Source organism: Coprococcus sp. AF38-1, assembly GCF_003603945.1.
In the GTDB taxonomy this organism is placed as follows: Bacteria; Bacillota; Clostridia; order Lachnospirales; family Lachnospiraceae; genus Coprococcus; species Coprococcus aceti.
The window spans coordinates 130,625-148,630 of record NZ_QVGO01000004.1 but is presented as its reverse complement, the minus strand read 5'-3'; the positions used below and the strand labels follow the sequence as shown (position 1 = coordinate 148,630).

Genomic DNA, 18,006 nt, shown 5'->3' with positions numbered 1-18,006 from the left:
GGGCAGAATAAAACAGGAAGTGTGGTGAGCATATGGGAGAGACATTGGATAAGACACAGGACAATATAATAGCTCAGGAGACAAAGAGGGCTGCGGAAGCAGGTGTTATCACCTCGGAGCAGGCCACGAAGGATGGAATAGCAGCCATCGAGAAGGCTCTTGCGTCTGGCAAGAATGTTCCTCAGAATGAACTTATAAAGCTGGAGGAGCAGGCGAATAAGCAGATGAAGGCGAAGAGAGAGATAGATCTGTCCACACCGGCAGATTTTACACCGCCGGAGGAATTGTATAAGGAGCTTATCTCAAGGATACTCACATATCACCCATCTGCCGACATCACTATGATAGAGAAGGCATATAAGGTGGCGGACGCTGCCCACAAGGGACAGCTCAGAAAGTCCGGGGAGCCTTATATCATGCACCCTCTGAATGTGGCCATAATCCTGGCAGAGCTTGAGCTCGACAAGGAGACGATAGTGGCAGGGATACTCCACGATGTCGTTGAGGATACAGTCATGACATCTGAGGAGATAGCAGCGGAGTTCTCCGAGGAGGTTGCTTTCCTTGTGGATGGAGTTACGAAGCTGACACAGCTCAAGATGACCACGGACAAGATAGAGGTTCAGGCGGAGAATCTGCGTAAGATGTTCCTCTCCATGGCGAAGGATATCAGAGTCATACTGATAAAGCTGGCGGACAGACTCCACAATCTGAGAACCCTCCAGTATCAGTCACCGGAGAAGCAGATAGAGAAGGCCAGAGAGACCATGGATATATATGCGCCTATCGCACACAGACTTGGTATCAGCAAGATCAAGGTCGAGCTGGATGACCTGTCCATGATGTACCTCATGCCGGATGTGTACAAGGATCTCAAGGCGCAGATAGATGAGAAGCTTACCGAGAGGGATGCTTATATCAAGAGGGTCGTTGCCGATGTCAAGAAGCATATTGATAATGCCGGACTTGAGGCTGAGATAGACGGAAGAGTAAAGCATTTCTTCAGTATATATAAGAAGATGAAGAACCAGAACAAGACTCTGGATCAGATATACGATATATTTGCGGTACGTATCAAGGTGAATACGGTCAGGGACTGTTACTCAGCACTGGGTATCATTCATGAGATGTACAAGCCTATTCCGGGAAGATTCAAGGACTACATAGCCATGCCTAAGTCCAACATGTACCAGTCCCTTCACACCACACTGATCGGACCTGAGGGACAGCCATTTGAGATACAGATAAGAACCTACGAGATGCACAGAACGGCTGAGTATGGTATCGCTGCGCACTGGAAGTACAAGGAGAACATAACCGGTACGGTCATGCAGAAGGAGGAGGAAAAGCTCTCCTGGCTCCGTCAGATCCTTGAGTGGCAGAGGGATACCGATGACAACAAGGAGTTCATGAGCTTTGTCAAGACTGACCTTGATCTCTTTGCTGAACAGGTATACTGCTTTACTCCTGCCGGAGATGTTAAGAACCTTCCTAGCGGATCCACACCTATAGATTTTGCTTATGCCATTCACACGGCGGTGGGCAACAAGATGGTCGGTGCAAGGATCAACGGACGACAGGTTCCTATAGATACCAAGCTCAACAACGGAGATCGTGTGGAGATCATAACCTCACAGAACTCCACAGGACCAAGCCGTGACTGGCTGAATATAGTCAAGAGTACACAGGCGAGGACAAAGATCAACCAGTGGTTTAAGCATCAGCTCAAGGATGAGAATATCAGCCGCGGAAGAGAGCTCATACTGAACTACTGCAAATCAAAGGGAATAGACTACTCCATGTACTCAAAGCCTGAGTATCAGGAGAAGATATACAAGAAGTACAATTTCCAGGATTGGGATTCCATAGTTGCCGCCGTTGGACATGGCGGAATCAAGGAAGGTCAGATAGTAAACCGTCTGATTGATGAGTACAACAAGGAGCACAAGCCACAGACTGCCACGAACGCTGAGGTTCTGGACGAGTATTCGGTGAAGAAGAACCATGGCAACCATACCGGCAAGGGTGGAATAATCGTAAACGGCATAGATGACGTTGCCGTGAGATTCTCCAAGTGCTGTTCACCTGTTCCGGGGGATGAGATCATAGGATTTATCACCAGAGGACGAGGTGTGTCCATACACCGTACCGACTGTGTAAATGTGTTGTGCATGAGCGAGGCGGACAGAGCCAGAGTCATCGAGGCCGAGTGGAAGGATGACGCTGTTGCATCGAACACATACATGACCGAGATAAATATATATGCAGATGACAGAAACGGCATATTATTTGACATAACCAAGATCCTCAGCGAGGCAAATATAAACGTAAACAGTATCAACAGCCGTACAAGCAAGCAGGGCAAGGCTACGATCACGATCTCATTTGCGATCAAGTCGAAGGAACAGTTGAATACGATAATTGCCAAGATAAGGAATGTTGATAATATAATTGATATAGAGAGAACTACGGGCTGATGGCCGGAAAGGTTTATATGGCGGAATTAAAAGTTATCAGAAGTGAGCTGGGAGGATTCCAGACGAATTGTTATATAGTGGCAAATGAGCAGACCGGGGAGGCGATAGTCATTGATCCTTCATGGAATGCGAATTATATATACAACACACTGAAGAAGAATGAGTATACCTGCGTTGGCATTTATCTCACTCACGGTCATGTGGATCACATGGCGGCGATGGGAGATCTGAAGAAGCTCACAGGTGCGGATACATATGCTTCGGAGGACGAGAAGGAAGTTCTCGGCAACAGCAGGGTGAACCTGTCGGCGATGATGACCAGTGTATTTGAAAAGGTGATAGAGACTGAGACGGATCACTATCTGAGCGACGGCAGTGTGAAGAAGCTGCTTGGCACTGGGATGAGATGCATCAGTGTGTCGGGACATACCAGAGGCGGAATGTGCTATTACTTCGAGTCAGAGAATATACTGTTCTCAGGGGATACGCTGTTCAAATACAGTGTGGGAAGATCGGATTTCCCTACAGGTGATGAGCATGCGCTGCTCGAGAACATAAGAGAGAAGCTGTTTGTGCTTCCTGATGATACCGTGGTGTACCCTGGACACGGGGAGACAACACTTATAAGAAAAGAGAAGAAGATGAATCCGTTCTTCTGATGGGCGGATCATGGTGGAAATATGATATTACTGATACAGAATATAGAAGATTACAACAATGATCTCCGGGTGAGTCTCCAGGCCTTCTACGGCGGTGAAAGAATAGTGGTTCCGGAGATATTTGACAAAAAGCCGGAGCTTAAGGCGGAGATAGACAAGGCGCTTGTGGCGGATATAGATGACAATAGAATAAATATAGAGCTGTATTCTGTAGCAGACGGAGGAGAGCGGACTTTGGCGTGCAGCACACAGATTCCTGTGGATGGCGACTGCCGGGATAAGAGTGCCGTGAGGAATCCGTTAAAGCTGGCGATATACAACATGCTTTCGGAGTATACAGACCGCAGACTTCCGTGGGGCTCCCTGACGGGTATCAGACCTACGAAGATAGCTGTGTCTTATATGGAAGCAGGGATGACCTCAGAGGATATAATAGGAAACTACCAGGAGATATATGGAACCTCCCGTGAGAAAGCCGAGCTGGCAGTGGCGGTGGCTGACAGGGAGAAAAAAATCATAGACTCTGTGGCGGAGGAGGACGAATACTGTCTGTATATAGGCATACCGTTCTGTCCGACAAGATGTTTGTACTGTTCATTTACCTCATATCCGATCGCGGTATATAAGAATAAGGTGGGTGCATATCTGGACGCAGTCGAGAAAGAGATGGCATACGTTGCGGAGGCATATTCCGGAAAACGGCTCATATCAATATATGTGGGAGGCGGAACGCCGTCATCCATATCTGCGGAGCATATGGACAGACTCTGCAGCATGATAGAGAAGTCATTTGACCTGTCACAGGTGAGGGAGTTCACCATAGAAGCGGGCAGACCGGACAGTACCACATTTGACAAGCTTGAGGTCATGAAGCGCCACGGAGTGACGCGTATAAGCATAAATCCACAGACCATGAACGAGGAGACATTAAGGACCATAGGCAGGGCACATACGCCGGAGCAGACGGCCATAGCCATGGAGAATGCCCGGAGAGCGGGCTTTGACAACATCAACATGGATCTGATAGTGGGACTTCCGGGAGAGGACACGGACAGTGTGGAGAACACGCTGAGACAGGTGAAGGAGCTTTCCCCTGAAAGTCTGACGGTTCACACCCTTGCCATCAAGAGGGCGGCGAATCTGAACATAGAGATGGACAAATACCGTGACACTCTGAAGTCGGATATAGACAGCCAGCTCGGTGCTGTTACGAGGGCGGCGGCTGAGATGGGGCTTGATCCATACTATCTGTACAGACAGAAGAACATGACCGGCAATCTGGAGAACGTGGGTTACTCGAAGCCGGGGCTTGAGTGCCTGTACAATATACTCATCATGGAGGAGAGGACTGACATCATCGGTCTCGGTGCCGGAAGTTCATCGAAGCTTGTGGTGAGACCAGGACATGACGGAGTGACAGAGGGGACACGTATAGACAGAATAGAGAATTGTAAGAGTGTAGACGATTATATAGCTCGAATAGATGAGATGATCGAGCGTAAGAAAGCGGGATTTATATGGGATTAGCATTGGAGAAGGATGCAGAAGAATGCTATTCAGTTGATATGAATGATGCGGTGCGCCATGGAATGTGTGTGAGTGTACTGGCATCTGAGCTGGCGAGGGAGCTGGGCTGTGATGAGGAATTCATACACAAGGTTGCTGTGGCGGGAATGCTGCACGATGTGGGCAAGCTGCAGGTGAGTCCTTACATATATGGACGGCGGCAGGGTGCGATGAAGATCGAGGAGATGAGATACGTCAGGCTGCATGCCAAGCTTGGCGCGGAGATACTTAAGCGTGAGGGCTACGATCAGGACATAGTGGATATGGTGCACTATCACCATGAGAACTATGACGGCTCGGGATATCCGTACAGGATGCGGGGCGAGGAGATACCACTCGGCGCAAGACTTATCAGAGTGTGCGATGTGTTCAGTGCACTGGTCAGCGACAGACCATACAGGAAGGCATTTGACGCGGATACGGCATTTGGAATGGTGATAGATGAGGTGAGACACTTCGACATGAGGGCGTTCCTGGCGTTCCAGCGGCTGATCAACACCACAGACATCATGAACAGGGTGGATCAGGTGCTTCACGGCGATATACCAGGTCTTGACGAAAAATGAAAAAAGTGTATAGTGACATAAGGAAAGTTTTTAATTTTAGGAGGATAGCGTAAGATGGCAGAATCTATGCAGGGGCTTAAGAGAAGCCACAGATGTACAGAGGTTAGCAGTGCCAACATAGGTGAGAAAGTCACCGTGATGGGCTGGGTTCAGAAGAGCAGAAATAAAGGTGGAATAATCTTTGTAGATCTTCGAGATAGAAGTGGAATATTACAGGTTATATTTGAGGAGTCACAGTGTGGCGCAGAGTGCTTCGAGAAGGCAGGAAAGCTTCGTTCAGAGTTCGTTGCAGCCATTGAGGGAACAGTGTGCAAGCGTGCGGGTGCAGTGAATGAGAACCTTGCAACAGGAGACATCGAGGTCGTTGCAAGCAGCCTCCGTATACTGTCAGAGGCAGAGACACCTCCATTCCCTATAGAGGAGAACAGCAAGACCAAGGAGGAGATAAGGCTCAAGTACAGATATCTCGACCTCAGACGTCCAGACCTCCAGAGAAATCTTATCATGAAGAGTAAGGTAGCCACCATCGCCAGACAGTTCATGGCAGATGAGGGATTCCTTGAGATAGAGACACCTATGCTGACCAAGTCAACACCAGAGGGAGCAAGAGATTACCTTGTGCCAAGCCGTGTACACCCTGGTACATTCTACGCTCTGCCACAGTCACCACAGCTCTTCAAGCAGCTTCTTATGTGCTCTGGTTACGACAGATATTTCCAGATCGCAAGATGCTTCCGTGACGAGGATCTCCGTGCAGACAGACAGCCGGAGTTCACCCAGATGGATATGGAGCTCTCATTTGTTGACGTTGACGATGTAATCGATGTAAATGAGCGTCTTCTTGCAAAGCTCTTCAAGGAGATACTTGATCTCGACATCCAGCTTCCAATTCAGAGAATGACATGGCAGGAGGCAATGGACAGATTTGGTTCAGATAAGCCTGACCTCAGATTTGGACTCGAGCTCAAGGATGTCAGCGATGTTGTCAAGGACTGTGAGTTCGGAGTATTCACAGGTGCCCTTGCAAATGGCGGAACAGTCCGCGGTATCAATGCCGAGGGACAGGGAAGCATGCCTAGAAAGAAGATAGATGCCCTTATCGAGTATGCAAAGACATACGGCGCAAAGGGACTTGCATATATAGTTATCAACGAGGATGGAAGCTACAAGTCATCATTTGCCAAGTTCATGACAGAGGAGCAGATGAACGCCCTTGTGGCAGCCATGGATGGAAAGCCTGGCGACCTGCTTCTGTTCGCAGCGGACAAGACAAAGATCGTATGGACAGTCCTCGGCGCACTGAGATGCCATCTGGCAGAGCTCATGGGACTTGTGGACAAGAATGTATACAGATTCGTGTGGATCACAGAGTTCCCACTTCTTGAGTGGTCAGACGAGGAGAACAGATTCACAGCTATGCACCATCCATTTACCATGCCTATGGAGGAGGATCTTCAGTACATCGATTCTGATCCGGGCAGGGTTCGTGCAAAGGCTTATGATATAGTATTAAACGGAAATGAGATCGGTGGAGGTTCAGTCAGAATCCATCAGGATGACATTCAGGAGAAGATGTTTGAGTGCCTTGGCTTTACAAAGGCTCAGGCTCACGAGAGATTCGGATTCCTTCTGGATGCGTTCAAGTACGGAGTACCACCTCACGCAGGACTTGCCTATGGTCTTGACCGTCTGGTCATGCTCATGGCAAAGCAGGATTCTATCCGTGACGTAATCGCATTCCCTAAGGTAAAGGATGCATCATGTCTCATGACAAATGCGCCTGACTATGTAGACGACAAACAGCTCGCTGAGCTTGGAATCGAGGTCACACCAGAGGCTGAGGCCGAGATCGAGGCTGAGAAGAGCGCACCTGCAGACGCAGAGTAGAATGACAGAATAATATACAGAAGGACGAGCTTCTGATACGGAGGCGGGATATCAAACAGGATATCCCGCCTCTTTTTTGCGTTTACAGACATAAAGAGCAAATGGGGTACATATACTATACCAAAGTGTGTTAAGTGGCTTAAAATGACAGCCAGACACCTTAAAAAGCAAATGGTGGAGGTGATACATGTGGAAAATGAAAAAGAGTTTCTAAGAGGGAGAATGTGGGGCAGACTTACCTTCCTGCTGGTGGTTGCACTGGAGCTCATGATATTCTGCGTTGGATGTGCAAGGTTTGAGGTGTCGGACAGTGGTGAGCCGCTGCTCTATGACGTGTGCGATGAGACCATGCTGCCGGATGAACTGGTTACCATCATAGACAAAAAGAAGGAAAACCCATTTAATCTCGTATATTCAAACAGCACATATACATATATAGTCATCGCTGCGGGCATGCAGGAGAGGGATGACGTTGGGGTGACTCTGGAGGAGATGTACAAGGACGACAATGCCATTTACATCAAGGGAGTTTTAAGACAGGTGGCGACTCCGACGGATGGCGTGAAGGGAGACAATGTATCATTTCCTTATATGGTGGTCAGGATAGTGAAGATGGATCTTCCGGTTGTATTCAAGTAAAACGGTATATCATAAAAAATAAGGTGGGGAAAATATGGAGCTTACTAAGAACAGGATCACAACGACGAATCTTAAGGCGGCAAAATATGTTGAGTTTACCGTGGATGACGATTTCAATGTCCCTGATGTGAAGGGGGATATAGACAGACAGATAGCCAGCAAAGGACAGGTGACGATAGAAAACATAGACGTCATGGAGGGCAAGGCGCGCATCACAGGAACTGTGAGCTACGCCATCCTATACCAGACGGACCGGGAGGGGGATTCATTTGAGAGCCATGACGGAGAGCTGCCATTTGAGGAGACGATAAATGCGGATGAACTGTCGCTGGGAGATAAGGTTTCCGTACAGGGTGTGCTGGAGGATCTGTACGTGACCGTGATAAATTCCAGAAAATACGAGGTGAGAGGGCTTGTGGGCGTGAAGCTCTGGGCGTGCCAGCAGATCACCGCAGATGGCGCCGTGGGCATAGCAAACGGCTCTGGTATAGAGTGCATGACGGAGAAGGTAAGCTTTACAAATCTTGCGGCGTCTTCCAGAGACATAATGAAGATAAAGGAGGACATAGAGATCCCGGCAAATAAGCCGAATATCGGACGTGTGCTGTGGGATCAGGTGAGCTTCTCAGAGATAGAGAGCCGTGCCACGGACGTGGGGGTACATATAAGCGGCAAGATGGACATATTTGTCATATACAAGCCGGATGACGAGGTGGCTCCGGTGCAGTATGTCAGCGCCACGAGGGAGTTCCAGGACACTGTGAACTGCGATGGAATAGACGAGGATATGATACTGGACGATATGATAACCGCATCCCGCGGTTCGGTGTCCGTGCGTGCAAATGACGGCGGTGAGGACAGGATACTCCAGGTGGAGAGCAGCCTCAATGTGGACATCAAGGTGTACGAGGACGTGGAGGCAGACCTTCTCAAGGATATGTTCTCATATTCTGCGCAGGTCGATCCCGTCAGGAGCAGATTCAGCTACGAGAACCTTCTCATGAGAAACAATGCAAAGACGAGGGTCGTGAAGAAGGAGAGGCTCAAGAGCAGCCAGCCGTCCATTCTCCAGATCGTAAATGTGACGGGCAGTGTGGATATAGACGATGTCAGGCCGGCGGATGACGCCGTGGTCGTCGAGGGTGCTGTGAAGGCGGCAGTTCTTTATGTGTCATCGGATGACAGCAGACCTCTGTGTCAGATGGAGGTGGTAGCTCCATTTTCATACAGGGTGGAGACTGTTCCGCTCAGAACTCAGGATTCCATCAGGATTACCCCTGCACTCAATCAGATCACGGCGGCGCTGCCGGGCAATGACGAGGTGGAGATAAAAGCCATAGTGGATATGGGAATGACCATATTTACCCGGAAAGAGATAGAACTTATCGATGACATGACGGTGGCTCCGGTCGATATGAAGAAGAAAGCGGTGGCGCCAGGTATAGTGGGCTATGTTGTGCGTGATGGTGACAGCATATGGTCGATCGCAAAACAGTATTATTCCAGTCTTGATTCCATAAGAAAGCTCAACAGCCTTGAGGGGGATGACGTGAAAGCCGGTGACAGGTTGATAGTGGTCAAACGTGCGGGAAAGAATTAGCTGTTGCCCTTCCAGTGTATATCGTATTTTCCCGGTGATCTGGGATCCTGGTCGGTGACAGCGGCTTCTCTGTAATATTCTTCGTATGGAACAGGGTTGTTGGTGATTCCAAGAATGTAATCGGATGACACGTTATATAACTCGGTGAGATATATAAGGTGATGGATTGGCAGCGCGCTTGCGCCCCTTTCATAACGTGCGTACATGGTCTGTGAGGTGTTCAGATAGCGGGCAACATATTGTTGTGTAAAGTCATGATCTTCCCGCAGTCCCCGGATTCTTTCTATATACTTTTTATCCTTGCTAAATTCCATATACTGCATTCGATCACCCGCAAAAATGATAACATACGGGTTTGTGACCCCTTTAATTTTAGTAAATATGTTTACTAAACGAGATGGTAACAAAAAAGTGCAATCATAGCCGACAGCTATAATTGCACTTAAGTTTGTGTATTTCCATTAATCAGGCTTCTTTTGCCTGTTCATTGGCCTCTTTGTCGTCCTTCTCAGGGAGAAGTCTCTTGAACAGTGGAACGAGCTGTGCGGCGATGACAGCCTTAACGAGGTCGAGTGGAATGAATGCCACGAAACCTGATAAGAATGCAACCTTCCATGTGAGGTTACCGTTGAACTTCCACCAGATCATTCCCACGATATCAATGATCACGACACCTATGATCGCAACGATGGTATACTTAAGTCTCTTGTACTTTTTGCCTTTGATGAGACCGACTACGATTGATGCAATGATGAATGAGAAGGTGTATCCACCGAATACTCCGAACAGATATCCAAGGCCTGCGCCTCCGCCGATGAATACAGGAACGCCGATGGCACCCATGATCATCCAAAGTGCTATTATGATCGTTGAGTCTCTGAGCTCAAATACGAGAGCTATCAGAATTATCATAAAGTTGAGTAATGTGATGTGTGCTGCGTTAGGGAGCGGTGTTGGAATGCTCAGGTAAGCGGATGCACACAGAATTGCAGTGAACATGGCCATCATGACCAGCTCTACAGTGGTAAATGCTTTTTTCATTTGTAATAATCCTCCAATGATTGTAATGCCTGTGTACAGCTTATTCACAACAAATCCAGGTAGTTTCGACGGGCTGATGACGAATACTGCCTGGATTTGTTAACCTATACACAAGGGCTATGGTTGACATTATATATACATATGGGAGGAATGTCAACCATAAATTTTGAACACAGGTTAACATTTGCAAAACACACGTTATTGTGTAAAATACTTAATATAGAATTCGAACGATATACAGAGTGTATACACAGGAGGCGGGATATGATAAAGGTCGGAATCACGGAGATCGATATTGGATACGAGGATAAGGAGTATGCCAGGGAGCACTGTCTTGGGGTTATGCAGGAGGCATATGAGAATGACGTTGAGCTCTTGGTGTTTCCTGAGATGACGCTGACGGGATTTACCATGATGCCCGCTCGCATGTGGGAGGCGTACAGGGATGGTGAGATACCGGAGAGCGTTTCGTTTTTCATGGAGAACAGCAGGAAATACGATATGGCCATGGCATTTGGTTATATAGAAGCTTTCATGGCTGATGGAAGCGGTGAGTTTGATGAGAGCAGAAGAAAGGTATTTGAAAATAAGCTGGCGATCGTCAGCGGTGATGAGGTGATCATGGATTACGCAAAGATACATCCTTTTTCGTTCAGCGGTGAGGACAGGGTGTACCGGGCAGGCAGCCGCATTTGTCAGGCGAATGTCAAGGATCTGAGGCTGGGCGGATACATATGCTATGATCTCAGATTCCCGGAGATATTTTCGGCGGCGAGGGATTCTTACGATGCCATACTTGTGATAGCCAACTGGCCTGAGGAGAGAGTTGCCCAGTGGGAAGCGCTGCTCAGGGCGAGGGCCATTGAGAATCAGGCATACGTGATAGGCGTGAACAGAGTGGGCATGGGTAAAAGGGAGAGATATGTCCCGAGCTCACATATATATGATGTCTACGGCAATGAGATGGCGGAGAGGGTGAGCGACAGACTGCTCGTTGCGGAGCTGGATCCTGCGGTCATAGCCGGTGCCAGAAAGACATTTCCGCAGGGCAGGGACAGGAAAAATGAATTTTACATGTCAATATTATAGAATTATTTGACTGGTGTATAAAACTGGTGTTCTCTTTGGTGCTTGTAATATTTTGTCAGATGGTTTACAATGGATAGAGGCAATGAGGAGGTAAAACTTATATGAATAAGGACGATTGCATTTTTTGTAAGATAGCCAACGGTGAGATTCCATCAGCGACAGTTTATGAGGATAGTATCTGCAGAGTAATACTTGATGTGAATCCTGCTAACAAGGGCCATGCGCTTATTATCCCGAAAGAACATTTTGACAATATATACAGCATGGATGCTGAGACAGCAGCCAAGATATTTACTATAGCTACAGAGGTGGCAAAGGCACAGAAGGCTGAGCTGAATCCGGACGGACTGAATATCCTTCAGAACAACGGCGAGGCAGCAGGTCAGACTGTATTCCACTTCCATATGCACCTTGTTCCAAGATACATCAAGGACAACGTGACTATGACCTGGATACCGGGTAAGGCTGATACAGAGGAGCTGTCAGCATTGTCTAAGGCTCTCAGAAAGAGAATCTAGACGATTGAAGATAGATATATAAGGTTTTGTGAGAAGAGCAGCACATGATGAACATAAGTCGTGTGCTGTTTTTTCTGTTACGGTGTTACTGATAGAAAGAGTAGGCGGTAGGAAAGGACTGTATATGGAGTATAATGAAGAAACTGAGGAAAGAGGGCTGAGGCGGCTGTCGTCAAATGCGCTCAAGCTGACAGCCTGTGTGTGTATGGCCGTAGATCACATAGGCATAGTATTCATGGATAACAACTACATAATGCGCGCTGTGGGGCGTCTGGCATTTCCTGTATTTGCATTCCTGCTTGTACAGGGGCTTCTGCGTACATCCGACGTGAGGAGGTATCTTCTGAGACTTGGAATATTTGCGGTGGTGTCAGAGATACCATTTGATCTGGCAATGCACGATACGATCTGGTATCCGGGGGCTCAGAACATATTATTCACCCTGACAGCCGGACTGTTTGCCATATACGCCATGGATAGCCGGGGGCCAATCGGAAGATGGAAGGTCGAGATCGCACTGGCCGCAGCACTTCTGGCGGAGTTCCTGAGATTCGACTACGGCATGGCGGGAGTGGGAATCATAGTTATGTTCTATCTGATCGAGAAGGAGCGGAGTGGAGCGGATGCTTATACTCTGGCATATTTCAATAAGAAGCAGAACATTGAGATCGTGGTGCTCAGTTCGCTGGTATATATCCTCTGCCTGGGTATTAATCAGCTATACGCTCTGTTGGCGATGATACCTGTGAATATGTACAGCGGTGAGAGGGGGAGAATGAAGCTCAAGTATTTCTTCTATCTGTTCTATCCCCTGCATTTGCTGCTTATATGGGAAATCGTAAAAGGAATGTAGATGTCAAAAATCTACATTCCTTTTTTTACTTTTGTGGATATTTGGTTTTTACGTTACTTGCCCCACTGATATAATCGACAGATACATTATAATACCTGGCAAGAATAAGGAGACTGTCAACAGGAATCCGTGTTTTGCCGCTTTCGTAATCAGCATATGTACGCTGACCAACATGCAATAAATCGGCAACTTTTTGCTGGGTTAAAGAGCTGTCTTCCCTAATCTCACGTATCCTTTCATTATAGCGCATTAGCATACCTCCTTTAGTTTACGATTAGTATAATTTGAGAAAATTTAATTATTGACAAAAAGAGCCATAAACTCTAAAATGAAAACAATGGCAGACAATATTTATTATGAACTAATGAATCCTAAGAAAACTGAAGCATTGATACCTAAGCCTGATTGTAAATATGTATTGAGCGAAGGTGATGATACATATTATGATTTCTTGTTGTCAAAAAAATATGACACATCCGAATTAAACAGTTTGAAAAAAAAGGTCAAGGATAGAGATGCCAAACTGGATGATTATAAGGATGATAAGAAAGATGCTGAAAATTCGGAGGAATCAAAAAAACAGAAAAAAGGAAAGGACGAAATTTCGGGTTCATCTAATATTTATGTTGAAAAAATATCCAATCCAGAATTTAAGGTAACAGATATAGTAGGAAGTTTCGCAAAAACTATAGGAAGCTTCGCAAATCTAAATGGAATAGATACAAGGGATTCTTTATATGCAACGTTGTATGCAATGAACATGTTTAGCTATAGAACATATGTATATGAAGGTAAGTATAAATATAACGAGGATAATAATGGTGCAGAAATAACATATTCTAATTGTAACAGTAAATATGCAGGATTGGAATCTAAATGGCAGGATGAAAATAAAACGTTTGTATATAATAAATCTTTAACAAATCAGATGATTAATTTGGAGAATAATGCGGCTAATAATGCAGAAATTGAGTATATTTTATATGGTAAGACAAACGAGAAAAATTTAGAAAAAGCGTATCTTTCTATTTACGAATTAAGAATGGCTTTAAATCTTGCGTCTGGATTTGTAAATTTTTGGCCAGAAAAAAAGGACAACGAAACAGCGAAAGCAATACGGGGTGCTGCACGGTTAATCGAAAAGGCAACTCAGGGGATAATTCCTGCTCCAGTTACAAAGTGTGTATTAATAGCTTTGTTAGCAGCTTTGGAAAGTGTAAATGATATGAAAATATTGAATAAGGGGATTCCGTTGGAGGTGTATAAAAAAACAGATAAACAGTGGGCATACAGTATGGGTGGTTCAGGAGAAGATGTTTCTAGTAATAATCCTAAAGATCCACAAAAGGGTGATGGGATTCGCATGCAATATAGTGATTATTTGTTTGTCTTTTTGTATTCTACATTGGAAAAAGGTGATAAATTAACAAACGCGGCGTATAGCAGAATTGGAAGGGTTATAGAAGCTAATATGCAGAAGGTGACAGGCGATTCAAGCTATGATTTGAAAAATTCAAAAACAATGTTTACGATCACAGCAGAAATAGAAGTGCCACCAATGATGATGGATCAACCACTGGCAAGTGATTATAGAAAATACCTAGACAATGGACAATGGAATCGATATACTCTAAAAATGAGTAGAGGATATTAAAAAAACAGAAGAAATAGAATTACTAATATAAAACGTATAAAACAGGAGGTAAAAATGAATAAAAAAATATTATACGGAATAATTAGTGTTGCTGCATTATCGATGATAACAGGATGTGGAAGCAAAGCAAGTGATGGGGCTAATAATGTGAATACGACTGAGGTAATAAATACACAGGATTCACAAGATACTAATAGTGAATCTGAAGATAGTTATATGGATTCAGAAAAAAGTGCTTGGGTGTTAAGAAAGGAATTTACGGATAAACAGATTCTGGATGAACCATCAGGTGTTGCGATGTTTGCAGACAATTTGACTTTACCGATTGATATAAACACTTTAATGGATTATCCTGCGGAAGCAGTTGGCATTGAACAGGGAAAGCTATCTTCAATAGTTGACAGTTATACAGATACTTTCACGTTTGAGGAATTTACAATATACGATAAGACAGGAACAACGTATTCATATATGCCTGATCTTGTACTGGGAAAGGAAGATAGTGAAGAGAAAACAACTGTAAAACAGGCTATAACGGATGGAAATTGGAAACTTGGACCATCTATGGTGACATATGAAACTGTTGGACTTACGGAGGATGAATATAACTCTATATGTAATGAGAATCCAGATAAAGATGGCTTGTATATAATTGCAGACAAAATATATGATAGATTAGGAACTCCAAATTATATTGGTTGGTATTGCGATTCAGAAAATTCCACACAATATGGAAAGGGATATGATGCAAAAGCATATCTTAATATGATGAGAGATCCTGGAAAATATGGAAGTGATGGAGTTACATCTTATGAAACAATCGTTGGATGGCAGTTTGATAGTTATGGAATTGCATTAGATATTTCGGAGACAAGTGATAACTATGGTGGTGATGTGAAATCAAGCGTGTACAGTGTTGTGATTAGCTACATTCCGGCGACTTATGGCACCATCGAGGATGAATGCGGTACAAATGCAATAGCTGATTTTTTGGCAGCAAAATAGTTAGAATATGAATAGAACAAAGAAAATATCATTGCTGGTGCAGACAATAATAGGGATGTCGCTCTTGACTGGCTGTGTAAGTATGGATGATCTTCTTAAAGATGATTATGGATGTAGTGCGCCATATCCAGTGGTTGATGAAGAAAACGACGATGAGAATACTGGTGGTATACCATGGATACTGGATAAAGATGTAACAGACAGAGTTGTCTTGGATTTACCAGAGGGTGTACGCATGTTTACAGGTCAGTTGGCAATGCCGCTAAATCTTTATGACCTTATGGACTGTCAGGTACAGATAGCTGGCCGGGATGGGAAGAAAACTTTTTCTTCGATGGTTGATTGTTATACAGATAGTTTTGAGACTATGGATATGACAGTATATGATGAGTCGGGAACTTTAAGTAGATATGTACCAGACATTACATTAGGTACTATGGATAGTGGTATAGAAACAACAATCAGTCAAGCGCTTCGTGATGGAAACTGGATAATGCCATTGTCGATATTGTCATTCAGCGATCTAGGATTTACAGAGATCGAGTATAATAAGATATGCAATGAAAATTATAATGCCGATGTAAATTATATTTTAATGGACAAGATGTATGATATGCTTGGATGCCCAAATTTTGTAGGCTGGGCTTGCGGTTTTGATAATGAGACTAAATATGGTTCATTATATAATACAGAGAGATATATTGATACAATGAGAAATCCAGCTAAGTATAGTAGCGATAATACAACGGTATACAGCACATATGTTGGATGGCAGTTTGAAGATTGTGGAATTATGGTACGTTTATTAGAAATAAGTTCCCAGGATGAGCAATCGTTGTGTGTAAGCGTTGGCAACATAAGTGTAAGCTATGTTCCTTCGACATATGGTTCTTTGGAGGACGTGTATGGCACAAATGCTGTGTCAGATTTTTTGAAGACAAAATAGAATATGTATGAGCTTATAAGAATGAAGGGGTGGTTTATTGACAGACCATCCCTTTATTCTTCACATTTTTAGAGTACATAACTCTAAAAAGGCATTAGAACTTAATTATGTTTAATTATTGACAAAATCTGATACAAAAACTAAAATAAAATAGAGTTTATAACTCTAGAAAAATAAGAGAGGATTGTGGTTATGAGGGAAAATAACGATGAAGGGGCAATTGTTGTAGAGGCATCTATTGCTGTGCCGGTGTATGCATTTATTATATTTACTATCTTGACATTAGTTAATATATGTTATGCACAGGCAAAGGTTCAAATAGCACTTAATTCAGCAGCTAGACAGTTTTCTGAGATTGCATACGTTGCATATGCAAGTAATTTAGCTGATGCTGGGGGATATTCAGACGGCAAATCGTCAGATATGACCCAGAAGATAAGTACGAAGTTGAATGAAACAATGAATGAGTGGGGGATTCAAAATGAAACTTTGAGCGGAATGTCCGAAATGTTGGGAAAGACAAGTTTGACCGGAATTCTTGTTAATGAAGGTGCTCGGGCGACAATGCAGAGTTTGGTTGATAGAGAATTTAAGTTGTCTAAAAATGGAAATTCATCATCACTGGTAAAATGGTTGAATATGGATACAGAACCAAAAGTTCATGCGATTATTACAAATAATGATGTCCTTGTTGCTGGAGCCTATTATGAGGTGAAAGTGATAGATCTTTTGAACATTGATATAACATACAAATTTCATAGTGGAACTATTACATATTTGTGGACCAATACAAAGAGAAGTAAAACAGATATAGAAAATGAGTAAATAGGGGAATATTATATTATGAAAATAAATTCTTATGTAGTAATCAATATAATCACAGTATTGGTAAACATTCTAAATCTATATGCGTTTAGATATGAACATGGAAATAATGAAAAAAAATCTGTTAACAAAATATTTGTAGTTGCTATGTTTGCGATGAATATTATATTGGCTAATTTTATTGTTTATATCTATAACGGATCAAATATTATTAATGCCAAGCTTATGATTCTTATATCTATGATGTGGCCTATTGCGTATATCGATTTCAAAGAAAAGAGAATTCCAAATAAAATTTTAATAATTATGCTTATTGCGCGGGCGGTTATTTTAATACCAGAACTTGCACTTCTTGGAAATATATCACAAACATTGATATCTATGGTGATTGCGACAGTAGCTGTAATAATTGCCTGCGTCTTGTGTTGCCTTATTGTAAAAGGGGCAATAGGAATGGGAGATATTAAACTCTTTTGTGTTATGGCGATATATCTTGGGTTAGAGGGAATATGGAGTGCAATTTTCTGCTCGTTGATCGTATCATTTGTTATCGCAGTATTCTCGTTGGCAACTAAAAGGGTAAATAGAAAGGATAACATTCCATTTGCACCGGCAATTTTAATAGGTACTTATTTGTCAATATTTTTGACAGGAATATAATAAATAACAAAATTAGGAGAA

18 protein-coding genes are annotated in these 18,006 nt (G+C 44.1%); 15 read left to right on the top strand and 3 right to left on the bottom strand.

From position 1 onward, the window contains the following. The first annotated feature begins 32 nt into the window (after positions 1 to 32). The 7 genes from DW025_RS07025 to DW025_RS06995 all read left to right on the top strand — a co-directional run bounded on the left by DW025_RS07025 (position 33) and on the right by DW025_RS06995 (position 9,394). Entirely contained in the window at positions 33 to 2,477 is a 2,445-nt protein-coding gene (locus DW025_RS07025) for a RelA/SpoT family protein (RefSeq protein ID WP_015534327.1), read from the top strand. 17 nt (positions 2,478 to 2,494) lie between these two features. Next, positions 2,495 to 3,136: an MBL fold metallo-hydrolase gene (locus DW025_RS07020; RefSeq protein ID WP_243104926.1), complete on the top strand. Its 642-nt coding sequence runs from the start codon at positions 2,495 to 2,497 to the stop codon at positions 3,134 to 3,136. A 21-nt stretch (positions 3,137 to 3,157) separates the two neighbouring features. Then, positions 3,158 to 4,663 (top strand): coproporphyrinogen dehydrogenase HemZ, encoded by a 1,506-nt coding sequence (gene hemZ, locus DW025_RS07015; protein ID WP_119999332.1) that lies wholly within the window; start codon positions 3,158 to 3,160, stop codon positions 4,661 to 4,663. Next, entirely contained in the window at positions 4,654 to 5,268 is a 615-nt protein-coding gene (locus tag DW025_RS07010) for an HD-GYP domain-containing protein (RefSeq protein WP_119999330.1), read from the top strand. Before hemZ ends, DW025_RS07010 begins: the two co-directional genes overlap by 10 nt. A 54-nt stretch (positions 5,269 to 5,322) precedes the next feature. Beyond that, complete coding sequence (aspS, locus tag DW025_RS07005; RefSeq protein WP_015534324.1) at positions 5,323 to 7,155, top strand: aspartate--tRNA ligase; 1,833 nt, start codon at positions 5,323 to 5,325, stop codon at positions 7,153 to 7,155. Between the two features lie 189 nt (positions 7,156 to 7,344). Next, positions 7,345 to 7,794: a protease complex subunit PrcB family protein gene (locus DW025_RS07000; RefSeq protein ID WP_238051193.1), complete on the top strand. Its 450-nt coding sequence runs from the start codon at positions 7,345 to 7,347 to the stop codon at positions 7,792 to 7,794. A gap of 34 nt (positions 7,795 to 7,828) precedes the next feature. Beyond that, entirely contained in the window at positions 7,829 to 9,394 is a 1,566-nt protein-coding gene (locus DW025_RS06995; protein WP_117549774.1) for a DUF3794 and LysM peptidoglycan-binding domain-containing protein, read from the top strand. Here DW025_RS06995 and DW025_RS15125 read toward each other — a convergent pair. Beyond that, a complete protein-coding gene (locus DW025_RS15125; RefSeq protein WP_308936787.1) occupies positions 9,391 to 9,708 on the bottom strand; it encodes a helix-turn-helix domain-containing protein in 318 nt (105 codons plus the stop codon). The two genes, DW025_RS06995 and DW025_RS15125, sit on opposite strands and share 4 nt — an antisense overlap. 151 nt (positions 9,709 to 9,859) lie before the next feature. Beyond that, on the bottom strand, positions 9,860 to 10,435 hold the full coding sequence (locus tag DW025_RS06985) for a biotin transporter BioY (protein ID WP_015534320.1): 576 nt from the start codon (positions 10,433 to 10,435) through the stop codon (positions 9,860 to 9,862). Positions 10,436 to 10,699: 264 nt separating this feature from the next. Between DW025_RS06985 and DW025_RS06980 the strand changes: the two genes are divergently transcribed. The 3 genes from DW025_RS06980 (at position 10,700) to DW025_RS06970 (ending at position 12,895) form a co-directional block, all read left to right on the top strand. Continuing rightward, positions 10,700 to 11,524: a nitrilase-related carbon-nitrogen hydrolase gene (locus DW025_RS06980; protein ID WP_119999329.1), complete on the top strand. Its 825-nt coding sequence runs from the start codon at positions 10,700 to 10,702 to the stop codon at positions 11,522 to 11,524. Positions 11,525 to 11,625: 101 nt separating this feature from the next. Beyond that, positions 11,626 to 12,042: an HIT family protein gene (locus DW025_RS06975; protein ID WP_015534318.1), complete on the top strand. Its 417-nt coding sequence runs from the start codon at positions 11,626 to 11,628 to the stop codon at positions 12,040 to 12,042. Between the two features lie 124 nt (positions 12,043 to 12,166). Continuing rightward, positions 12,167 to 12,895: a TraX family protein gene (locus DW025_RS06970; RefSeq protein WP_119999327.1), complete on the top strand. Its 729-nt coding sequence runs from the start codon at positions 12,167 to 12,169 to the stop codon at positions 12,893 to 12,895. A gap of 25 nt (positions 12,896 to 12,920) precedes the next feature. Here DW025_RS06970 and DW025_RS06965 read toward each other — a convergent pair whose 3' ends face one another. Continuing rightward, positions 12,921 to 13,145, bottom strand: coding sequence for a helix-turn-helix domain-containing protein (locus tag DW025_RS06965; protein WP_119999325.1), 225 nt, complete (start codon positions 13,143 to 13,145; stop codon positions 12,921 to 12,923). A 78-nt stretch (positions 13,146 to 13,223) separates the two neighbouring features. Here DW025_RS06965 and DW025_RS06960 point away from each other — a divergent pair, with 78 nt between their 5' ends. The 5 genes from DW025_RS06960 to DW025_RS06940 all read left to right on the top strand — a co-directional run bounded on the left by DW025_RS06960 (position 13,224) and on the right by DW025_RS06940 (position 17,985). After that, positions 13,224 to 14,549: a DUF5702 domain-containing protein gene (locus DW025_RS06960; RefSeq protein ID WP_119999323.1), complete on the top strand. Its 1,326-nt coding sequence runs from the start codon at positions 13,224 to 13,226 to the stop codon at positions 14,547 to 14,549. 54 nt (positions 14,550 to 14,603) lie between these two features. Beyond that, a complete protein-coding gene (locus DW025_RS06955) occupies positions 14,604 to 15,554 on the top strand; it encodes a hypothetical protein (protein ID WP_119999321.1) in 951 nt (316 codons plus the stop codon). A 7-nt stretch (positions 15,555 to 15,561) separates the two neighbouring features. Continuing rightward, the gene (locus tag DW025_RS06950; RefSeq protein ID WP_119999319.1) at positions 15,562 to 16,500 is read left to right on the top strand and encodes a hypothetical protein; all 939 of its coding nucleotides are present in this window, start codon (positions 15,562 to 15,564) and stop codon (positions 16,498 to 16,500) included. Between the two features lie 192 nt (positions 16,501 to 16,692). Further along, positions 16,693 to 17,325, top strand: coding sequence for a TadE/TadG family type IV pilus assembly protein (locus tag DW025_RS06945; RefSeq protein WP_119999317.1), 633 nt, complete (start codon positions 16,693 to 16,695; stop codon positions 17,323 to 17,325). 18 nt (positions 17,326 to 17,343) lie between these two features. Continuing rightward, a complete protein-coding gene (locus tag DW025_RS06940; protein ID WP_119999315.1) occupies positions 17,344 to 17,985 on the top strand; it encodes a prepilin peptidase in 642 nt (213 codons plus the stop codon). Positions 17,986 to 18,006: the final 21 nt, after the last annotated feature.